The sequence below is a fragment of the Wolbachia endosymbiont (group A) of Norellia spinipes genome (genome assembly GCF_964273535.1).
This window is the reverse complement of record NZ_OZ187006.1, coordinates 1,035,965-1,057,627: the sequence shown is the minus strand read 5'-3', so window position 1 is coordinate 1,057,627 and position 21,663 is coordinate 1,035,965. Positions and strand designations below refer to the sequence as shown.

Below are 21,663 nucleotides of genomic sequence, written 5' to 3'. Positions count from 1 at the left end.
TTTCCGCTTGGTAAATTTCTTAATGTTTGTAGCTAAAGCAATTTAAGAGACCGAAAATGGTGTCATTCCAGCGCGTGAAGCTGGAATCTAGTCTTTATTATGCAGCCACTTATTTAAAGTTAAGTTTTCTGGATCCAAGTAGTCAAGCTACTCGGATGACACCTTGACAATCGTCATCCTGCTACGTGTTAGCGGATGAGATACCGCGAATGAATCGCGGTATGACGTAGGATTGCTGTCATCCCGCTGCTTGTTAGCGGGATCTATGTGAGATACCGCGGCAGTGTGACGGTTCGCGGCGGAATGACGATAACCTCGTCATTCCGCTACTCGTTAGCGCCGTGGCGGTATGACGTCTTAGCTATAGTTAACAATAGAAGCAAAACTCATCATTTTGAAAGAGGAGGAGATTTTTCTGGATCCTCAGCGGGGATTGATTTTGGATCTGATAATTCTGTATTTACCTTGATTGGCTCTAATGGAGTTTTCTGCTCTTCCGGTTTATCGTCTGGAATTGGAACAGGCCAATCCATAATGTTTTGCGGTATAACTTCTGCTTCTTTAGCTTCTTTTTGACCTGTTGAAGATGGTGTATCAACTCCTGCATTTTTAGTAACTTCTTGTTTTAGTTGTTTATTTTCTTCTTGTAATTGCTTTAAATTTTTCTTTAACTCGTCAATCTCTCTTATTTTTTGTTTTAATTGTTCAGATATAGTTAGTTTGTCTCTAGTCAATTTTTTGTTTTCTTGTCTTAACCCACTAGCTATTCTGCTTGAGTTGTTGTTTACAGCTTGTGTACCTTGGTCTTGCTGCTGCATGCTTGTTCCTCTACTTTCATATTCAACTTCAGTTTGAGTTGCCTGACCTTTTTCCTGCTGTAATATGTTCTGCAGTTGCTCTAGACTCTCTTTGACAGATGCCAGCTCTTCCTGTGTACACGTTAACATCCCTTCCTTTTCCTTAAGCTGTTGTTTAAGCTTATCTATTTCTGATTGTTGCTTTCTGAACGATGTTGAATCTGTACTTTTTGCTCTTAATTGTCTAAATAAATTTTCCTTTTCTTCTGCCAATTTTTCTATTTGCTCAGTCAGCTTATCTTTATTATCGATAAATTCAATCTCAGCTTGTTTTAGTTTACGGGTTAAATTTTCAATATACTCACTATCTTCGTTTTTTACTTCCGAATACTTTGCCCTTAAATCTTGAAGCTTTCCTTCTAATTTCTGGCTCTCTCTTACTATCTGCTGTATCTTTTCATCCTTCTGCTTAATTTCTTTTCTCAAACTCTCTATTTTCTCATTTTTCTCCACTTCTTCTATCTCATCTGCAAGAGACTTTTTACCTATACCAGATTGCTGAATTGCCATTTCTAAATCTTCTTTTTCTTTGTACAGTTGATTTAATTCCTTAACTAACTCTTGATTCTTTAATTGCTCTTTACTCATAAGCGACTCAATTAAAGTACCTTGTTCCTTTATTCTTTGATTTTTTTCAGATATAACTTGCCGTTGTTCATTAACTTCATCTCTCAAGAAGTCACGTTCTAATCTTAGATCCTCAAGCTGCTTTGCCTGCGCTGCAAAATATTTAGCAAATGTTTCTTTTTCTTTCTCTAATTCCTCAATTTCGTCTACTTCACCTTTTGCTCCTTCTTGTTCATGCTCTTCTTCATCACTAGACATATCATCCTCAAGTATTTCATCTTCATCACTAAATTCACTAACACTAGAGAAAGAACTTCTACGTGAAGAAGGTGTGCTAGGAGAGGAATACCCACTGCTGCTTGGTGTAGGTGACTGTGGTGATATATGTGGATCTTTTGTAAATATTTCCTCTGCTGGTACTTGCTGATCGTCTACACTCCTGGACATGTCAGTAAAAGCTTGATGCAGAGTTTTTCCATTGATAAAAACTTCTTTATTCTGCTCAACTAATTTTAATATTTTATCTTTTATTTCCTCTGGTGTGAACTTTAAATCACCAAACTTTGGCTCACCAATGACACTTTGTATACCACTAGAATCCAATTTTACGATCATGCTACAGTCTATGCTGTTACCTTCAGAATCTTTAGCCTGCCAGTTAATGGTCATTTCACATGAGCTTGAACCAGTAAAATCATAGTGCCTTTCGCTGCCTTTTTTGGTCGCAGTTATTTGACTATCTTTCTCTAAAGATATGTTATAAACCTTACCTTCTCTGCTGGCTCTTAAAATATTGCTAATTTCTATTGGTTTTTCTTCATTTTCAAATCTAATTTTGAAGTCGTTATCTTTTGTTGAATACGCTAAGAAATTTTGACCAGGCAGAGACGACTTAAGTTCTTTATGCATTGTGTTTATTGATTGCTCAAATTTTTGGAACTCCTTTTCCCACTTTAAATTTATCTGTCCTGTAATGTCCTCATCTTTGCGTAAAGGACCAATAAAGTACCAGATTAAATTTTCTTCCTCCAGTCTTTTAATAAAATCCTGAAGATCGTTGCAAGATTCAATGACACTTAGAATATCATTTTTCTTCTGTTCATCTACATTTAGACTTTGATTCTCAGCTATAAATACATTTTCGTTTTCCTGTGGCATAATTTTGCATCTTTAAAAAGTATACTATAATATTAACAGATTTTTTTTAAAAAATCAACTAATCGTTGAGTAAATAAACTTGAGCACTTGTCCATTATGTTATATAGTAGTTACTCCTTAAGCAGTGCAGTATGGACAATACCATTATAAGAAAATACGATATTAGAGGTATAGTAGGCAAAGATTTGCAGATTAATGATGGGTACGAGATAGGTAGAAAGTTTGGCCAAACCGTAGCTAGTGTTTGTGTCGGCTACGACAGCAGAATAGATTCACCAGGTATAGAAAGAGAATTAATTAGGGGCTTAACTTTATCCGGTGCAAATGTTATACGCGTTGGACTATGCTCTTCACCTATGCTCTACGCTGCAACACAAATCACGCAGGCGGATCTTGGTATTGTAATAACCGCTTCTCATAACCCAAGTGAATACAATGGCTTTAAATTTTTTAGTAATAAAAAAGTCTTCTCAGATCAAGAGATAAAGGAAATTATAAGCAATCCAATTAAAGACAGTACAAGGATTGGAAGCTTAATTAACATAAATATATATAGTGAGTACATTCGCATATTAAAAAGTGCAGTGAAGAACGATACTACACAGAAATTAAAAATAGCCTGGGATTGTGGAAATAGTCCAGCAAGTGGAATTATAAGGTATATTGAAAAGATCTTGCCTGTTCATACACACATCGTAACCAATAACTCTATAGATGGGGCATTTCCACTGCATGATCCAGATCCCATAGAGGAAAAAAATCTCGCTCAATTAATTGACATTGTGAAGGAATATGGATGTGATCTTGGCATTGCGCTAGATGGCGATAGCGATAGGGTGCGCTTAATTGATAATAAAGGCAGTGTTGTTTCCAATGACCATTTATTTATAATTTTTGCACGTGAAGTGTTGGAGGAATATCCAGAAAGCAAAGTTATTGCCAACGTAAAAATGAGTATGAAAGTGCATGATTTTGTTAGTAAGTTAGGAGGGCAAGTTATTACCTGCGCTACTGGACATTCACTAGTTAAGAAGAAGATGGTAGAGGAAGAGGCAAAGTTTGCTGGTGAATTAAGCGGGCACTTCTTCTTTTCTGAGCTAGGTTTTGATGATGGGCTATATTCTGCTGTTAAAGCAGTTGACATTTTGCTTAAGAAAAACCAAAGCCTATCTCAGGTAATTGAGGATTTACCGAGGTTATATATCACTCATGAAGTAAAGATTGTAGTGAAAGATGAGAAAAAATTTCAAATAATTGAATCAATAAAGAAAATACTGGAGAAGCAAAATATTGTATTTTCAGATCTTGATGGTGTTAAAGTAACCGATAATAAAGGTTGGTGGCTTCTTAGGGTATCAAATACGCAAAACTGCATTACAGCAAGATGCGAAGGAGAGACTTTAGAAGGTTTTGAACTTACTAAAAAGGTTTTGTTCCATTACATTGATGAAGCAAGGTCTTTAAATTGTAGCTATTCACAGAAATAAATTTGATTTATAAAATTGGCATGAAAGTATAAAGATAAATAGGCTAAATGTACTTATCACCTGGTCAGGCTGCAGCATTATTTCGTGTAACCGTTTGCGGGTCCACTTAATTCTGCAATTCTTTGATCTCACTCATGGAGAGGCCAGTAAACTTAACAATAGTGGTGACATCAACATTATTAGCCAGCATTGTTTTTGCAACTTCAATTTTTCCTTCCTTTTTAGCATCATCAAGTTTTTGTTCAAGAACAGCCCGTTCATCACGAATACGTTTTATTTCCTGTTCGTAGGCAATAAATTCTTTCTCTGACCAGTTGAATCTATTTAGTTCTTCATATGCCTTTTTAATTATTACATCACTACCTATTATCTTTTCCAATTCTTCTTCGCTAGTTTCATCTGCATATTTAAAATAATAGATCCATTTTTCAACTATACTCTCCAATTGGTCTTCTTTAGTTTTAGGAAATTTTGGTAACTCAATAAATGTAAAATAAAAATCTTTTAAATCATGTTCATAGCTATCTTTGTCTAACATTACATGATCTGACTTATACTCAGATTTATTAGGAAAGAGAATACAATCAGCAATAGCAATAAAGATAATTTCTTTAAGATTATGATATTGATCACCTTTATCAGCTTGCCTTGAATAAGCTTTAGCAGCGTAATATTGAGCGCGTTTTTCAAAGCCTTTAGTTTTGGCAACTTGCATTTCGACTATTACTTGCACCCCATTTTCATCCCTGCAGAGTACATCAACGATACTTTGTTTTTTAGAGGCAATTTCAGCATCTTGAATAGTGCTGAGGAATTCTATTTCTTTTATTTCATCTTTGCCAGTGAACCCCAAAATATCATTGAGAAAGTGAATGAGGATGTCTTTATTTTTTTCAGTACCAAAAATACGCCGGAACGCAACATCATTCTTGGGTCGAGAAATTTAGAAAGAGCCATAAAAAAATTTTTAAATGTATCTTTATATTATATATTCTTATTGATAATAATTCAATAATTTGTCATCTTTTTTGTTGACTTTACTGATGTTGCCAGAAGGAACGTTGTTGCAAAATTTTGTAAAATTTATTATCCTAAGGTTTCAAGTCTTCACAGGTTTATTGGAACTATATGTACAATGTGTTTATCAGTGAAAATCCGGAGAAAATGATGGGGGAAAAGTTAATACATTACTTTAGCCAGGGTAAATGCGAAGGCAATGCAGAAATGAAAAATCTGCTGGGAGGAAAGGGGGCAAATTTAGCAGAAATGTGCAATGTTGGCATTCCTGTTCCACCTGGTTTCACAATTTCCACCTCTGCTTGCAAAGTCTATTATCAAGACAATAGATCTTCTGTCATCCAAGTAGCTGACTACTCGGATCCAGAAAAAAATGTGGTCACGCACTGGAATGACATATGTAGTGAAATCAAAAACTACATGGCGATGCTCGAAAATGACATCGGTTGTAAGTTTGGGGATTTAAATAATCCCTTATTAGTTTCAATACGCTCTGGTAGTGTTAGTTCAATGCCGGGCATGCTTGATACTATTTTAAATGTTGGTCTAAATGATGAAACCGTTGTTGGGCTTGCAAAAAAAAGTGGCGAACGTTTTGCTTACGATAGCTACTGCCGCTTCATTATGATGTACTCCAATGTTGTACTACAGCTTGACCATCACCTATTTCAAGATGTTGTTGATAATAAGCAGCAAAAGAGTGGAGCAAAAAGCTTAGCTGATCTTGATGTTGATGTTTTAAAGAGAATTGTTAACAATTTCAAAAGGATAGTACATGAAAAAACAGGAAAACATTTTCCGCAGAACGTTGAAGAGCAATTGTTAAACTCAGTTAATGCAGTATTTACCTCTTGGAAAAATGATAGGGCTGTTTCCTATAGAAGAATACATAACATTCCTGAAAACCTTGGAACAGCGGTCAACGTGCAAGCAATGGTTTTCGGTAATTTAAATGATAATTCTGCAACTGGTGTGATATTTACACGAAATCCTTCAACTGGAGAAAAAAAGCTTTTTGGTGAGTTTTTGGTTAATGCTCAGGGTGAGGATGTGGTTTCTGGTGTTTATACTCCTATGCCAATTGACGGAGAGCAAGAAAACACCATGGAGAAGTTGCTGCCAAGTGTCTACCGAGAATTATGTGTGGTATGTGAAAAACTTGAAAGGCATTATAAAGACATGCAGGATATCGAATTTACTGTGCAGGACGGTAAGTTATGGATTTTGCAGACTAGATCTGGCAAGCGCACGGCTGAAGCTGCTATTCGCATAATAGTTGATATGGTAAACGAAGGAACGATTACAAAAGAAGAAGGAATATTGAGAATTGATCCAAAAACTTTTGACAATTTATTGCATCCAGTTCTTGACGTTAAGAGTGACCAAAAAGTAATAGGGAAGGGACTGCCGGCTTCTCCAGGGGTTGCTTCTGGATATGTAGTGTTTAGTGCAAGTGATGCTGAAAAAGCTGCAGAGCAGGGTAAAAAAGTGATTTTAGTAAGGTCAGAAACGAGTCCTGAAGATATTAATGGAATAAATGCTGCAAGTGGCATAGTAACAGCACGGGGAGGGATGACCTCGCATGCTGCTGTTGTAACCCGTGGAATGGGTAAGCCATGCATTTGCAGTGTAAGTGGACTTTATATCGATAAAGATGGAACTTTCTTTTCTGTGGGGGATACAAAAGTAAATAAAGGTGAACCAATTACCATCAACGGAGGAACAGGGGAGATTATGCTTGGCATTCTTCCTACAATTTCACCTGAATTATCGCAAGAATTCAAAACGATAATCAACTGGATAGATGAAATCAAAACGGTCAAAGTGAGAGCGAACGCTGATACTCCAAAAGATGCAAAAATTGCAAAAGAATTCGGTGCAGAAGGTATAGGCTTATGTCGCACAGAACATATGTTTTTCGTTAGTGATAGAATCGAATTCATTCAAAAGTTGATAATAGCTGACGATGAAAATGAAAGGGCAAATGCGCTCATTAAACTGGAAGAAATGCAAAAGTCTGATTTCAAAGAAATATTTTCTATTATGGAGGGTAGGGAAGTCACTATACGGTTGCTTGATCCACCCTTACATGAATTTTTACCCAATAATCAGTCTACTATAGAAAAAATCGCCAAATCACTTAGTAAGTCAGTTGAATCAGTAAAAAATAAAATAGCACAGTTGTCAGAAAAGAACCCAATGCTTGGCCATCGAGGTTGTAGACTTGCCATTTCTCATCCTGAAATATATAGCATGCAGATTAGGGCAATACTTAGTGCTGCAAATGAGCTAAAAAAGGAAAAAAGTGTAGAAATCAAGCCTGAGATCATGATCCCTTTTATAATGAATGAGAAAGAATTTATTCTGATATGCGAGCTAGCAAAGAAAGAATCCTCTGTCATCTCAGCTGGAATCCAGACGCAGATTCCAGCGTCACGCGCTGGAATGACATCAGACAAGGCTTATTCAATTGGAACGATGATAGAACTACCAAGAGCAGCACTGATTGCTGATAAGTTAGCAAAACATGCAGAGTTTTTTAGTTTTGGCACTAATGATTTAACGCAAACAACCATGGGACTTTCAAGAGATGATTCAGTTAATTTCCTCGATTCTTATAAGGAAAGCAATATATTTGACAATGATCCATTTGAAGTGCTGGACATCGAAGGGGTAGGGGAGTTAATCAAGATAGCCATTGAAAGAGGCAAAAAAACCCGAAAAGAAATAAAACTAGGTATATGTGGAGAGCATGGAGCAGATCCAAAATCTATAGAGTTTCTCATCGAATCAGGGGTGGATTATGTTTCATGCTCACCCTATAGAGTACCGGTTGCAAAGTTAGTGGCAGCACAGTTTAGTGTAAAATCTAAGTTTGTTGGGTAAGTGAGAAATATAGCAATAATATAACCACTGGTGACTTTCCTCACTTAGACAACTGTGTCAAGCACTGGAATGACACCCTACTTAACCGTTATACCGCCGCGGCGCTAACACGTAGCGGGATGACGATTGTCAGGGCCAGCGCCTCTATGATGTCATCCCAGTGCCCAGACTACTTGGATCCAGGAAAAAGAATGATGTCATGTAAGTAGCCTCCTTCTTCTGTCATCCCAGTGCTCCTTTCTCGTCATCCCAGTGCCCAGACAATGGGATCCAGGAAACTTAACTTTAAATAAGTGGCTGCATAATCAAGACTAGATTCCAGACTGGGATGACACCCTACTTAACCGTCATACCGCGATTCATTCGCGGTATCTCAGCCGCTAACAAGAGATCCCGCTAACAAGTAGCGGGATGACGAATTACTATCTACACCGTCATACCGCCGCGGTATCTCTTAGCCGCTAACACGTAGCGGGATACTTAACCGTCATACCGCGATTCATTCGCGGTATCTCAGCCGCTAACAAGAGATCCCGCTAACACGTAGCGGGATGACGGTTGTCGTTTAGCCATAAATATTTAAGAAATTTACCAAATGAAAAAAAAAGGCAAAAGAAGCCCTAGTCATTGTCTATTTTCAGTATTTGGCGTTTTTTAAGTCTTAAACACTGCAATTTAGCTGCTTTTAATTGCAACTAACCTACGCTGCAAATGTTTAAGAAATTTACTAAGCAGAAAAAAAGGCAAAAGAAACCCCGTGTTAGCTAGTTGTCACTCTCTAATCCTGCAAATTGGCGTACTATACTGTCTTAAACGACTTATAAGCGCGTTTCAGCTTATATAGGTAAAAACCCAGAAATGTTGTGAAGACATAGAGTGCACATAGTGCAAAAAATTAAAAATAAGACGCCAACTACGTTGTTTTCTTGCTGTTTAATCTGCACAGATGAAGATAACTGAATACGTTCAGTTTCATGATAAGGGGGCTGGCGGAGTTTGTCAAGTAATTCCGTTCCTTATGGGTAAAAAAAAGAGAAACTCTAAGTTGCAGCCGCACGATGTTTCTCTTTTCTGCTGTTGATGATTATTTCGCCTATTGTAACTGCTGCTAAAATAAAGCAGTAATATACCTGTGTTAATAAAGAAACAGGTGATACAAAGGCGATGCTACCTGCCAGCAATAGTTGAGAACCATAAGGTAAGATGCCTTTTGTAGCACAAGCAAAAATATCTAATAAGTATGCACTGCGGTATGGTACAATATCGTGTTTCTGTGCGAGTCTTTTTGCAATGCCACCACTTAGTAAAATAGCAATGGTATTATTGGCAACTAAGGTAGTAAACATAGACGCAATTCCTGCTATCAAAAATTCAGCTTTAGTTTTTGTGATATTGCTTTCATCGATGAGTTTATGCAACGCTTTTTGACCTTGTTTGTACATGATATGGCTCAACCCACCGATAAATAGAGCAAATATTACTATTTCGTTTACTTTTTTGAAACCGTCGTACACGTCATGAGGAAATTGAACGATGGCATAATCAAAAAAAGCTATTCCTAGCACACCAGCAATAATTATGTTTACAGTTATTGTTACTAAAGTGGTGACTTCAAGCAGCCCCATGATTATTAAAGAAATATAAGGAATAATTTTTATTATAGAATAATAATCTAAATTTGATATAGAAATAATTTTTGTACTACTTGAAATCACTGCCAGATAGGTGAGTGTTATAATACCTGCAGTAAATGCAACCTTAGAGTTTATTTTAAGTTTATCTTTTGCTGAAGCTCCCTGTGAAGAAACAGATGCAATGGTGGTATCAGATATCATTGAGAGGTTGTCACCAAACACGGCACCACCTACTACAGTTGCAGTTCCTATTTCAAGGCCAAAAGCTCCACTTTTTGCCAGATTAACAGCTATAGGTACCATCAGCGCAACAACTCCCATAGATGTACCAATTGCAGTTGAAATAAAAGCAGAAGCCAAAAATACTCCAGGCAGCATTAATCTTGCTGGAAGGAAATTAAGAATTAAATTAGCAACAGTGTCTGCGCTACCAATTGATTGAGTAACCGCAGAAAATGCTCCAGAAAATAAAAAAATTAAACACATAGTAAGGGTATTTTTGTCACCCATGCCCTTGATAACAGTATCGATGTTATGCTGAATTTTATTTGTACCACGTGAGACAGCAAAAAATAGCGCTGGTAACAAGCAGATTACTGGTGAAACCTGATGAAGTGGATTATCAGTTCCGATAAAAGAAAAATAAGCACCACTTCCAAGGTACAAGATTAAAAAAACAATCAAAGGGACAAAAGCTGTCATTTTACTGTACCTCAAACTTACGACTATAACTAATTAAGTGGTTTTAAGCAAGTTTGGTTTTCACTAGTTTTGCAGGAAGTTGACAGCAGAGTTTTAAACTTCATATTTAATCTACTAAATAAATAGCACATGTAGCCGAAGGGTTTATATCTTGTGCTATACTTTATTTTATGTCATGCAAACAGTTGATATTAGCATACATCCAAATAAAGTAATGGAGAATATAAAAACCATATCAGTAAAAGACGATAACGTTAGGCTGGATAGGTATATCAGAAGAATCTTTCCTGATCTAAAGCAATCTGTAATTGAAAAATCTTTAAGGAAAGGGTTAATCAAAGTTGATGATTGCAAAGCAAAGTCTAGTGATAGAGTAAATTCTGGACAAACTATAACGCTGAAGCACTTGAATTATATTGAGAACGCTAATTCTGATCGCAAATATAATGAAAAGTTAGTGAATCTACTAAGAGAGAACATATTATATGAAGACGAATATATACTAGCTATAAACAAGCCCGCAGGGGTCATCGTTCAAGGTGGCGTAAAAGTAAAGATTAGCATGAGTGATTTGCTTGACCAAATAAGAGAGGGAGAAACATTTAAAATTGTCCATAGGCTAGATAGAGATACGAGTGGAGTGATAATATTCGCACGCAACGCTAATGTTGCCAGATACCTTATGGAAGAATTTAAAGGACGAAGAGTAAAAAAAACTTATTTAGCATTAACTTCTGGCATACCGAGCAAGGATAGTGGAACAATAGACTATCCATTGGTGAAAAAATATGTTTCAGGTCAAGAAAAAGTGGTCGTTGATGAAAATTCACCTCAGAATGCCACTACGCATTTTTCAATTATAGCAAAATCCAAACACAATGTTGCTTATTTAAAATTACAACCAATTACCGGCAGAACCCATCAGTTACGTGCACATTTAGCTCATATAAATTGCCCTATTCTTGGTGACGGTAAATATGGTGGTAAAAAAGCTTTTATTGATGGGATAGCAAATAAAATTCACCTTCATTCGCATTCTTTATCTTTAAAACTGCCAAACAATAAAGAAATCACTATCACCGCTCCTATCACTAAACACATCGAAAAATCCATTGAAGCGCTATTTTTCGACTGAAACGATTTCACCAATCAACTTTTCTGTCTTTGGCTTTAATTTGAAGCACAGATATTAGGCTAATTAATGCGCAGGCAGTAAGATAAATGCCTGCTGCAAGTTTTGTTTCGGTTTTTTCTATAAGCCACATGCATATGGATGGAGAAAGGCCACCAAATATTCCTGCAGATATGTTATGTGCGAGGCTAAAGCCCGTGCACCTAACTTTCGTTGGAAATAACTCGCAAGCAAGAGAATTATATATTCCAAAAGATGCACTTATTGGTATGGTTATTAGCCAATAAGTGGGCGTTATAACATAGTGATTATCATACGATAATAGCGAAAGTACCGGCAAACCGGCGCAAGCTAGAGCTACTAATGTAGGAATCATTACATTTTTTCTTCCAACTTTATCAGACAGTATTGCAAACAGCACTGCAGACGCTCCAAATGTAATTTCAACTATAATCCTTACTACATTTTTAATATTGATGCCTGAGAGAATAAGTTCTTTTACAGATATGTTGTAAAACATGATTGCTGAATAAACGATTGCATTTTGGGCAACGCCAAGCCCAATTGCTAGCACAAATGCCTTTTTATAGTCCCTGATTAATTCTAAAAATGGAGAATCAGATAAGCTTCTATTTTGATCATGAATTTTATATGCTAGGCTCTCTTCCATTATGTATCTTATTAAGAAGCCTATTATGCCCATAATAAAGCAGAAATAGAAGAGCAACCTCCAGCCCCAAATTTCATAATTTTCACCTGTAAATTTTTTGCAAATAGCTATCATTACAAAACATGTAATAGAACCAAGAGCACCACTAAAAGCTTTCATGCTACCTAAAAAGCCTAGATTTTTTTTATCGCTTGAATGCTCTATTAAAAAGGCTGAATTGATACTCGTTTCCCCTCCTGTTGCCATTCCTTGTATTATTCTACAAAGCAGAAGTAATATAGGAGAAAATATTCCTATTTCTTTAAATCCTGGTATGACCGCAATTGCAGTAGATGATATCGAAGCTAATATTACGGAAGTCAGCAAAACTTTCCTCCTACCGTACTTATCTCCAATGCAACCAAAAATAAACGCACCAAGCGGTCTAAATCCAAATCCAATTGCAAAACTACCAAGAAATTTGATTGTGCTTAAATAATCGCTTTCTGAAGGAAAAAAAACATTGCTTATTATATGTGTTAAAACTCCAAATAGAGTTACTTCATACCATATAATCATATTGCAGATTATGCTTGATAGTATTGCTTTTTGAATATCGTTCATGATTTTCGGTTTACCACACTCCGCTATAAAAATTTTTATTCAATAACCTTTAAGGATAATTCACGTAAATGTTTATTGTCCACTTCAGAAGGAGCACCCATTAGAACATCTTCACCTTGCTGGTTCATAGGAAAACAGATTACTTCACGAATATTTGGCTCATCAGCAAGCAGCATAACCATTCTGTCAACCCCTGGTGCTATACCGCCGTGAGGCGGCACTCCGAACCTGAATGCACGCACGAGCGCACCGAATTTTGTATCAACTTCTTCTTTGCTGTAGCCTGCAATGGCAAAGGCCTTATACATGATATCCAGCTTGTTACTACGAATCGCCCCGCTTGACAGTTCTATTCCATTGCAAACAAGATCATATTGGTAAGCAAGGATATCCAGTGGATTTTTGTCCTCTAAATCTTTCAAGCCACCATGTGGCATGGAGAATGGGTTATGAAAGAAATCGATTTTTTTACTTTTATCGTCATATACAAAATAGGGAAAATCAATGATCCAACAAAACTTGAAGATATTATCATCTATAAGACTGAGTTCTGACCCTAAAAGAGTGCGCACTTTCCCTGCAATTGTTGCTGCTTCATTTTCCTTATCAGAAGCAAAAAATACACTATCTCCAGGCTTTACATCCGTTATTTCTTTTATAGAATTTAGCCTGTTTTCATCAAGGAATTTAGCAATTGGCCCTTTTGCGATGCCGTCCTTATCAAATGTTATATACCCAAGCCCCTTAGCGCCGAATTCTTTTTGCGCATGTTCTATTTTTTTATCAAAGAAGCTGCGTGGTTCTTCTGCTGTTTTAGGAGCAGGGATGGCTCTCACTACCATACCGCGCTCAATATTGCTTTTGAAAATATTGAACTCTGAATCACGGAAAATTTCTGTAACATCGCTGACTAATAATGGATTGCGCAGATCTGGCTTATCAGATCCATATTTGAGCATTGCGTCTTTGTATGTAATGCGCGGAAAATCTTTATCAACTGATTTGCAAGAAAATTTGGCAAACACTTTATATAAGGTAGACTCAATAATCTGAAAGATGTCTTCTTGAGTCACAAAAGACATTTCAAGATCTAGTTGATAAAACTCCCCCGGAGAACGGTCAGCCCTTGCGTCTTCGTCACGGAAACACGGTGCAATTTGAAAATATTTATCAAACCCTGAAACCATGAGCAATTGCTTAAAAATCTGTGGAGCTTGCGGCAATGCATAAAATTTACCAAGATTTAGTCTGCTTGGCACCAAATAATCACGTGCACCTTCAGGGGACGAAGCAGTAAGTATTGGAGTCTGAATTTCCAAAAACCCTTGCTCTATCATGAGCTTGCGGAGTTCTGCAATAATTTGTGAGCGCAGAATAATATTGTTGCGGGTGTTTTCTCGCCTTAAATCAAGAAAACGATATTTAAATCTCATATTTTCTGGGTATTCTTGTTCGCCAGCAATGCTCGCTAATATACTTCTTTCTTCTTTTGCTATTTCTTCATCACAGTGGAACTCAACTTCTGATTCAACGTGTAAATTGCTAACTACAACCTCAATTTCTCCGGTTGCGATAGAGCTGTTTACCGTATCTTCAGTTCTAGCTTCAACTATTCCTGTAACAGTAATTATACTCTCCAATTTTAAATTTGATGTCTCATCAAAAAAGTCTTTATCATTATTAAATACTAGTTGAGTGATTCCATAGAAGTCTCTTAAATCAACAAAAATTAAGTTACCGTGATCGCGCTTACGATATAACCATCCAGAGAGGGTAACTTCCTTTTCTACGTCGTTCTTCCTTAATTCTTCACACGTGTGAGTTTTATAGCAGTTCATATTTGTTTTACTTCTAAATTCTTTAAAAAGTATAGAAATAAACCTTACTACATACAAGCCCATTCTCAGATATTTGTCCAATTTACGAAATAGAGCAGTATTACTTTTATACTGTCTTTACCCGCAAAGAAATTGCACAATTTCTATAATTATGGTATAATAGTAAGGGTATTTTTAATGAATTAGATACAGGAAATGCCACTTACACAGATCATATTATATAGCGTAACATTACTTGCTGTAGCTGCAGTATTTCTCTTTTTGAGAAAAATATACAAAAATCGCATTAGAAAAATCATATTTCCTAGAAAAGTTTTTAAAGAAGAGTGGGAAGAAGACAGAAAATTCAACGAATTATATCAAAAAAATAAGCAAAAAGAGTTGATGAAACAACAGGAAATGCTACGCGAAAAGCAAAAAGATATACAGGTTTATAAAGAAGATCTAGAAATAGTTGACATAGCAAAACCGGTAGGTAAATGGACAAAGATGGTTATGATGGGTAATGGTTTAATGCAGCGTTTTGCACAATTGATACATAGAGAAGGCGGAAAGAAAGGATTTTGGGAGCTATTTGTAAAAGCTCAGGCTTCAACTCAAGGTAAACATAAGGGGAAGGGCAGATAATTCATGCTCGAATGTGAAAATTTATCCTGCGCTCGTAATAACAAAGTATTATTTAAACATCTCAGTTTTAAAGCTGAGCCAAAATCAAAGATTCTAATCACTGGTCCAAATGGTAGTGGTAAAACCAGCTTAATTAGAAGTTTATCTGGACTTTTACCGCCGGTATCAGGCAATATAAGGTACTGCGGAAAAGACATATATGATGATCCAAAATCCTATATACCTTCTATGGTCTACGTAGGGCATAAGAATGCCTGTAAAGATAGCTTAACTGTTGCCCAAAACATAGAATTCTGGGCAGGAATACGAAATACTAGGGAATTGATTGTGGCAGCTATTTGTTGCTTGCAGTTGCAGCCTGTAATTAATATTAGATATGGCGAACTTTCTGCAGGCTGGAGAAGAAGAGTTGCACTTGCTCGCCTCTTGATTTCTAATGCAAACGTTTGGCTGATAGATGAACCATTTTGTAATCTTGATAGTGCAACGTGTGAATTAGTGCTGAACCTAATCTCAATACGCTCTGAGCAAAATGGTATAGTAATTATTACAGGGCATAGCTCTACAGAGCAATTGTGTGATTTTACAACGATTGATATACGCGATTTCAATAGACTTCTTGCATAGTTTTTGGCAGCACGTTAAGAACCGTTAGAAACGAAAAAACTTCCTTGACAAACTCCGCCATCCCCCTTATCATGATAGTGAAGGTATTCAGTTATCTTCATCTGTGCAGATTAAACAGCAAGAAAACAACGTAGTTGGCGTCTTATTTTTAATTTTTTGCACTATGTGCACCTTATTTCTTCACAACATTTCTGGGTTTTTACCTATATAAGCTGAAACGCGCTTATAAGTCGTTTAAGACAGTATAGTACGCCAATTTGCAGGATTAGAGAGTGACAACTAGCTAACACGGGGTTTCTTTTGCCTTTTTTTCTGCTTAGTAAATTTCTTAAACATTTGCAGCGTAGGTTAGTTGCAGTGTTTAAGACTTAAAAAACGCCAAATACTGAAAATAGACAATGACTAGGGCTTCTTTTGCCTTTTTTTTCGTTTGGTAAATTTCTTAAATATTTATAGCTAAACGATAATCTTCATCTCGCTGCTTGTTAGCGGGATCTATGTTAAGAGATACCGCGAATGAATCGCGGTATGACGTAGGACTGCTGTCATCCCAGTGCTTGACACTGGGATCCAGTTTTCCATATAATCTCATCGAAAATGTTGTAACCACTTTCTATGCTAGTTTGCTTGCTTACAAGCAAACTTTTCTGGATCCCAGTGTCGGGGCACTGGGATGACAAAAAAGGGACTACTCGGATGACAAAAAAAGAGCACTGGGATGACAGGAGATACCGTCTTGTTAGTCAACAAAAAAATTATAAAAATTTCCCAAGTTGCATCATAAAATCAAAAAATACTTCCAATTGTGTAACAGTACACAGATTATAGTTAGTGGATATGTTGATAAGTAAATTAGTTTTATACGCACAAAACAGATGAAGTTTACTTATCAACATATCCACTAACCAACAACATTCAATAAATTTGTGTAAGATACCACTTTACATAAGATAGATAGGAAGCATTTTTGATTTTAAAGTACTAAACCTTCAGTCAACCTCCTAGCCCTGTAGTTTTTGATATGGTTAGGATCAAAAGCACTTTTGGATGTCAGAATACCGAAAATGATATGGAGTAGCTTACGCATTGCAGCACCAACGATGGCCATATTATGCTTACCCTTTTCCTTTAATCTTTGGCAAAAGCTCATAATGATAGGATTGTGATTCTTAGCTACTATGGCAGGAAAGAAAAGTGCCTTACGTAATGTTTGTGAACCGGATTTACTTAATCTGGGTTTGGCATATACAGAGGAACCTGACGTCATATTTCGTGGTATAACTCCTGTATATGCTGCCAATTGCCTGGCATCTCTAAAAACCTCTATATCAGAAACTTCAGCTAAAATAGCTATTGCTGATTCTTCTCCTATGCCTGGAATAGTCAATAGAAGTTGAAAATTTTCCAACAATTCTTTGTGTTGATTTAATAGTTCACGTACGGAGTTTTTTATTGTTTCTATTTTTTGAGCTATATTCATTGCAAGGTCTTCCCAAGCATTTGCAACTTCTTTAGGCAGTCTCTCTTTTTTTTCTAAGTGGTTATTTACTAATGTTAACTCATCTTTTAACGCAACTGAGCAACGATAAAGATGTTTTAATTTTTTCATTTCAGGAGAAGGTGGTGTCCAACTAGAAGGTTCCTGTCTTTGGCAATAATCAGCAATAACTTCTGCATCGGTCTGATCATTCTTTTGTCGTATCAGCTTACTCCTTGCATAAGATTTTATGCAATAAGGATTTACAACACTTACAAAATGTCCAGCATTGTGTAGAAATTCAGCCAGTGCTTCGCTATAACAACCAGTAGATTCCATGCAGGTTTTTACTTTTTCTACATTATGTTTGTGTAGAAAATTCAGTAGACTTTGAAACCATCGTTCTTAAAGCTTCTTTTTCTAGTTTCACGCTTTCCTTTTTTGCTTATAAATGAGAGAAAAACATCAAAGCGATCTTTTGATATATCTATGCCCAAAAAGTTGTTGATCATATATAACCCCATACGTTACCATTAAAAATGAAAAGTAAGGCTAGTCTTGTGAATACAGAATTAGAACCATTCAGGTCTTTCTACGATACCTTCCAGCCTATACTTTTGAGAAGGGAATTCTTATCTCCTCTACAGATTTTATATCTAAGAAGAAGCACAGAGTTCCTCCCTTCTCCACCTAATGCTTAAGCTTAAAACATTAGATGCTTTTGACAAGATACAAGAAGGGGCTACTCGGATAACAAGAAAGAGGCTACTCGGATGACACCCTGACAACCGTCATCCCGCTTCTTGTTAGCGGGATCTATGTTAAGAGATACCGCGAATGAATCGCGGTATGACGTAGGACTGCTGTCATCCCAGTGCCCAGACACTGGGATCCAGTTTTCCATATAATCTCATCGAAAATGTTGTAACCACTTTCTATGCTAGTTTGCTTGCTTACAAGCAAACTTTTCTGGATCCCAGTGTCGGGGCACTGGGATGACACCATTCTTTTTCCTGGATCCAAGTAGTCAGGGCACTGGGATGACAAGAAGAGGGCACTGGGCCGTCATAAAGGAATCAGTTTCAGCTACTCGGATGACAAGAAGAAGGCTACTTAGATGACGGGAGAAGGAGCTACTTGAATGACATCGTTTACTATACAATGTTCGTACAGTTAGTTGCCACCTGGATAAAAAAAAAGAAGCCTACTTAGCTAACAAATTTATAAACATCAGTATACAACTCATCAACGCTTGGTTCTTTACTATTTTTGGCAAAATCTTCCGACTTTTTTACTAAATCACGTACTTCCTTATCAATTACTTTACATTCTTCTTCTGAAGCAATTTTATTATCTATCATGTATTTCTTTAAAGTGCCTATAGGGTCATGATTTTGCTTCATATCTTCAACTTCTTCTTTTAAGCGATAAGTAGCAGGATCTGACATCGAATGGCCGCGATATCGATATGTCTTCATTTCAAGCAGGATAGGCCCTTTTCCGCTGCGTGTGTGTTCCGCTGCTTCGCTTGTAGCCGCATAAACAGAGAAAAAATCCATTCCATCAACTTGTTTTCCAGGAATACCAAAACTTTCTCCTTTTTTATATAGCTCAGTTACCAAAGTGGATCTTTCTACAGAAGTACCCATTGCATATCCGTTATTCTCTATAATATAAACTACAGGTAACTTCCATAAAGCTGCCATATTAAATGATTCATATGTTTGCCCTTGATTTACAGCACCGTCACCAAAATACGTGAATACCACGTTGTCTCTTTTCTTATATTTATTAGCAAATGCTATTCCTGTGCCAATTGGAACTTGTGCCCCCACTATTCCATGTCCGCCGAAGAATTTTTTTGCAACGTCAAATACGTGCATCGAACCACCTTTACCTTTCGAGCATCCTGTTTCTTTGCCAGTGAGTTCTGCCATTACAACATTTGGATCAGAATTACATGCGAGCATTAAGCCATGGTCTCTATAACTTGTGATAAAAGCGTCACCTAATTTTGATGCAGCTTGAGTTCCAACTGCAACTGCTTCTTGCCCTATTGATAGGTGACAGAACCCACCTATTAATCCCATTCCATATAATTGTCCTGCTTTTTCTTCAAATCTGCGTATGAGTAGCATTTTCATGTAGAATCCAATTATCTGTTCTTTAGTGAAATTTTCTGCTTTCATATCGATTTCTTTTTCATTAAACTAAAATAATATCAGAAATTTTTAACATTTTGTAATAAATCTCAATGGATTACTACCACTGGCTTGAAGCTTTTCACGTTATCTCCGCCATTATGTGGATGGCAGGTATGCTTTATTTACCCAGGCTTTATGTCTACCACGCAACTGTAAAACCGGGATCGGAAAATGATAGCTTGCTTCAAACAATGGAAAAGAGGCTACTTAGATATATCATAAACCCTGCAATGCTTTTCTCACTTGGTCTTGGAATCACATTAATGGTTATTAGGGAAGCATATCGTGAAGGATGGTTTCATGTAAAAGCATTTGCAATACTTTTGATGTTAATTATTCATATGCTACTTGCAAAATATAGGAAAAATTTTGCAATGGGTTCAAATGAAAAAAAACACGTTTATTTTCGTGTTTTAAATGAAGCAGTTACAGTATTGATAATAGTTATAGTTATTATGGTTGTTGTAAAACCTTTTTGACTGACCTTACCCAGAAAAAGCAGAAAGCTCAGCTACTCTTCTATTTTCATTTTTGACTTTTTTGAAAATAACATAAGCTAAAGTTACTGAGGTTTACCAATGATTTTTACAGGGATACTGGTGAAGTCGAGTTGCAATAGCTGTGTGCTTGACATTGGGATCCAATTTTATAAAAATCTATTGTGCTAGCAAGTTCACTAGCGTCACGCGCTGGTCTGTTGGACATTTAATGTGATTATATGTAGGGTTTTGAAAAAGACATACCAAATATGAAAGGCCTATATATTAAAACTTACGGCTGTCAGATGAACGTTTATGACTCCGTTTTAATGGAAAATATAATTAAACCTTTGGGGTTCAACGTTGTTAGTGATGCAGAAAAAGCTGATTTGGTGATACTGAACACTTGTCACATTAGAGAGAAGGCAGCAGAAAAGCTTTATTCTGAGCTCGGGAAGATTCATTCGTCACGAAAAGAAATTACTATAGTGGTGGCTGGATGTGTAGCGCAAGCAGAGGGAGAAGAAGTATTCAGAAGGGCTCCTTTTGTTGATATTGTTGTTGGTCCGCAGAGTATCGCTACCTTACCGGAGCTGATAGTCAAAGCAAGCAGAAGTAAAGGTCATGTAATAAACACTGATTTTCCTGAAGTTGCAAAGTTTGATAAATTGCCAGATGAATGCTATGGCAATAGCCAGGGGTCTTCTGCGTTTCTTGCCATACAAGAAGGTTGTGATAAATTTTGTACGTTTTGTGTAGTACCATATACTCGTGGAGCTGAGTATTCACGGCCAGTGAATGAAATATTTCGTGAAGCATTGAAATTAGTTGCAAATGGGGCGAAGGAAATCAATTTGCTTGGTCAGAATGTCAATGCTTACCATGGGAAATGCGAAGGGGAAGTGTGGGATTTAGGCAAATTAGTTAGTCATATTGCTAAAATTGAAAAGCTAGAGAGGATTCGTTATACAACTTCTCATCCAAGAGATATGCATGAATCTCTCTACTTGGCACATGCGGAAGAGCCAAAACTCATGCCATTTATTCACCTGCCTGTGCAGTCAGGTTCGAATAAAATATTGCACGCGATGAACAGAAAGCACACTGCAGAGGAGTATTTGGAAATAATAGACAGATTTCGCAAATTGAAACCTGAAATCGAATTTTCTTCTGATTTTATTGTTGGTTTTCCTGGAGAAACCGAAAAAGATTTTGAAGAAACTGTAAAATTAGTAGAAAAAATTAGATATGCTCAGGCTTATAGCTTTAAATATAGCCCAAGACCAGGTACACCAGGAGCAGAAAGAAAAGATCAAGTACCAGAAGAGGTTAAAACAGAACGCCTTCTTCGTTTACAGAAATTAATTAGTAAGCAACAACTTGAGTTTAACCAGAGTATGGTAGGCAAAACTATACCTGCTTTGTTCAGTGATAAAAAAGGCAAACACCAAAACCAAATTATTGGTAAAAGCCCATATATGCAATCAGTGTGCATTGATGATCCTGAAGGGAAGTATAGAGATAAAATAGTAAATGTGAAGGTATTGGAAGCTCGGCAGAATAGTTTGTTGGGGTGTGGTGCAGGATAGCTCTGTTGGACATCCGTCAGAGAATTATTTTGATTGAGAGAAAGTACCCCTATAGAACAAGATAGAAGTACTTCACGTAGTTTATTTCAAGTTTATCAACTATAGCTAA

At 36.7% G+C, this 21,663-nt stretch carries 14 protein-coding genes and 2 pseudogenes; 7 read left to right on the top strand and 9 right to left on the bottom strand.

Annotated elements, in window-relative coordinates; genetic code table 11:
- Positions 1-389: 389 nt before the first annotated feature.
- On the bottom strand, positions 390-2,582 hold the full coding sequence (locus ACFZP3_RS05140; RefSeq protein ID WP_386086983.1) for a hypothetical protein: 2,193 nt from the start codon (positions 2,580-2,582) through the stop codon (positions 390-392).
- A gap of 131 nt (positions 2,583-2,713) precedes the next feature.
- Here ACFZP3_RS05140 and ACFZP3_RS05135 point away from each other — a divergent pair, with 131 nt between their 5' ends.
- Positions 2,714-4,069: a phosphomannomutase/phosphoglucomutase gene (locus ACFZP3_RS05135; RefSeq protein WP_386086982.1), complete on the top strand. Its 1,356-nt coding sequence runs from the start codon at positions 2,714-2,716 to the stop codon at positions 4,067-4,069.
- A gap of 106 nt (positions 4,070-4,175) precedes the next feature.
- On the opposite strand, the pseudogene ACFZP3_RS05130 reads toward ACFZP3_RS05135, so the two are convergent.
- Positions 4,176-5,026: pseudogene (locus tag ACFZP3_RS05130) on the bottom strand (Rpn family recombination-promoting nuclease/putative transposase).
- 210 nt (positions 5,027-5,236) lie between these two features.
- Here ACFZP3_RS05130 and ppdK point away from each other — a divergent pair.
- The gene (ppdK, locus tag ACFZP3_RS05125) at positions 5,237-7,972 is read left to right on the top strand and encodes a pyruvate, phosphate dikinase (protein ID WP_386087117.1); all 2,736 of its coding nucleotides are present in this window, start codon (positions 5,237-5,239) and stop codon (positions 7,970-7,972) included.
- A gap of 1,040 nt (positions 7,973-9,012) precedes the next feature.
- On the opposite strand, the gene ACFZP3_RS05120 is transcribed toward ppdK, so the two are convergent.
- Positions 9,013-10,308 carry a Na+/H+ antiporter NhaC family protein gene (locus tag ACFZP3_RS05120; protein ID WP_386086981.1) on the bottom strand — a complete coding sequence of 432 codons (1,296 nt, stop codon included), beginning with the start codon at positions 10,306-10,308 and terminating at the stop codon, positions 9,013-9,015.
- A gap of 175 nt (positions 10,309-10,483) precedes the next feature.
- Here ACFZP3_RS05120 and ACFZP3_RS05115 point away from each other — a divergent pair, with 175 nt between their 5' ends.
- Positions 10,484-11,443, top strand: coding sequence for an RluA family pseudouridine synthase (locus ACFZP3_RS05115; RefSeq protein ID WP_253309474.1), 960 nt, complete (start codon positions 10,484-10,486; stop codon positions 11,441-11,443).
- 7 nt (positions 11,444-11,450) lie between these two features.
- On the opposite strand, the gene ACFZP3_RS05110 is transcribed toward ACFZP3_RS05115, so the two are convergent.
- Positions 11,451-12,713: an MFS transporter gene (locus ACFZP3_RS05110; RefSeq protein WP_253309473.1), complete on the bottom strand. Its 1,263-nt coding sequence runs from the start codon at positions 12,711-12,713 to the stop codon at positions 11,451-11,453.
- Positions 12,714-12,748: 35 nt separating this feature from the next.
- Positions 12,749-14,551, bottom strand: a complete 1,803-nt coding sequence (gene aspS, locus ACFZP3_RS05105; RefSeq protein ID WP_253309964.1) for an aspartate--tRNA ligase — start codon at positions 14,549-14,551, stop codon at positions 12,749-12,751.
- A gap of 195 nt (positions 14,552-14,746) precedes the next feature.
- On the opposite strand from aspS, the gene ACFZP3_RS05100 reads away from it, so the two are divergent.
- Positions 14,747-15,178: a hypothetical protein gene (locus ACFZP3_RS05100; protein ID WP_253309472.1), complete on the top strand. Its 432-nt coding sequence runs from the start codon at positions 14,747-14,749 to the stop codon at positions 15,176-15,178.
- A 3-nt stretch (positions 15,179-15,181) separates the two neighbouring features.
- Positions 15,182-15,805, top strand: coding sequence for a heme ABC exporter ATP-binding protein CcmA (ccmA, locus tag ACFZP3_RS05095; protein ID WP_253309471.1), 624 nt, complete (start codon positions 15,182-15,184; stop codon positions 15,803-15,805).
- A 545-nt stretch (positions 15,806-16,350) separates the two neighbouring features.
- Here the strand turns inward: ccmA and ACFZP3_RS05090 are convergent.
- The 4 genes and pseudogenes from ACFZP3_RS05090 to pdhA all read right to left on the bottom strand — a co-directional run bounded on the left by ACFZP3_RS05090 (position 16,351) and on the right by pdhA (position 19,471).
- Positions 16,351-16,485 (bottom strand): hypothetical protein, encoded by a 135-nt coding sequence (locus ACFZP3_RS05090; RefSeq protein WP_265017381.1) that lies wholly within the window; start codon positions 16,483-16,485, stop codon positions 16,351-16,353.
- A gap of 293 nt (positions 16,486-16,778) precedes the next feature.
- Positions 16,779-17,794 (bottom strand): annotated as a pseudogene (locus ACFZP3_RS05085) (IS110 family transposase).
- 304 nt (positions 17,795-18,098) lie between these two features.
- The gene (locus ACFZP3_RS05080) at positions 18,099-18,329 is read right to left on the bottom strand and encodes a hypothetical protein (protein ID WP_264688224.1); all 231 of its coding nucleotides are present in this window, start codon (positions 18,327-18,329) and stop codon (positions 18,099-18,101) included.
- Positions 18,330-18,490: 161 nt separating this feature from the next.
- Entirely contained in the window at positions 18,491-19,471 is a 981-nt protein-coding gene (gene pdhA / locus ACFZP3_RS05075) for a pyruvate dehydrogenase (acetyl-transferring) E1 component subunit alpha (RefSeq protein WP_386086980.1), read from the bottom strand.
- A gap of 65 nt (positions 19,472-19,536) precedes the next feature.
- Here pdhA and hemJ point away from each other — a divergent pair, with 65 nt between their 5' ends.
- Positions 19,537-19,965, top strand: a complete 429-nt coding sequence (gene hemJ / locus ACFZP3_RS05070) for a protoporphyrinogen oxidase HemJ (RefSeq protein ID WP_253302778.1) — start codon at positions 19,537-19,539, stop codon at positions 19,963-19,965.
- Positions 19,966-20,234: 269 nt separating this feature from the next.
- Positions 20,235-21,554 carry a tRNA (N6-isopentenyl adenosine(37)-C2)-methylthiotransferase MiaB gene (gene miaB, locus ACFZP3_RS05065; protein ID WP_264688421.1) on the top strand — a complete coding sequence of 440 codons (1,320 nt, stop codon included), beginning with the start codon at positions 20,235-20,237 and terminating at the stop codon, positions 21,552-21,554.
- The last annotated feature ends 109 nt before the right edge of the window (positions 21,555-21,663 follow it).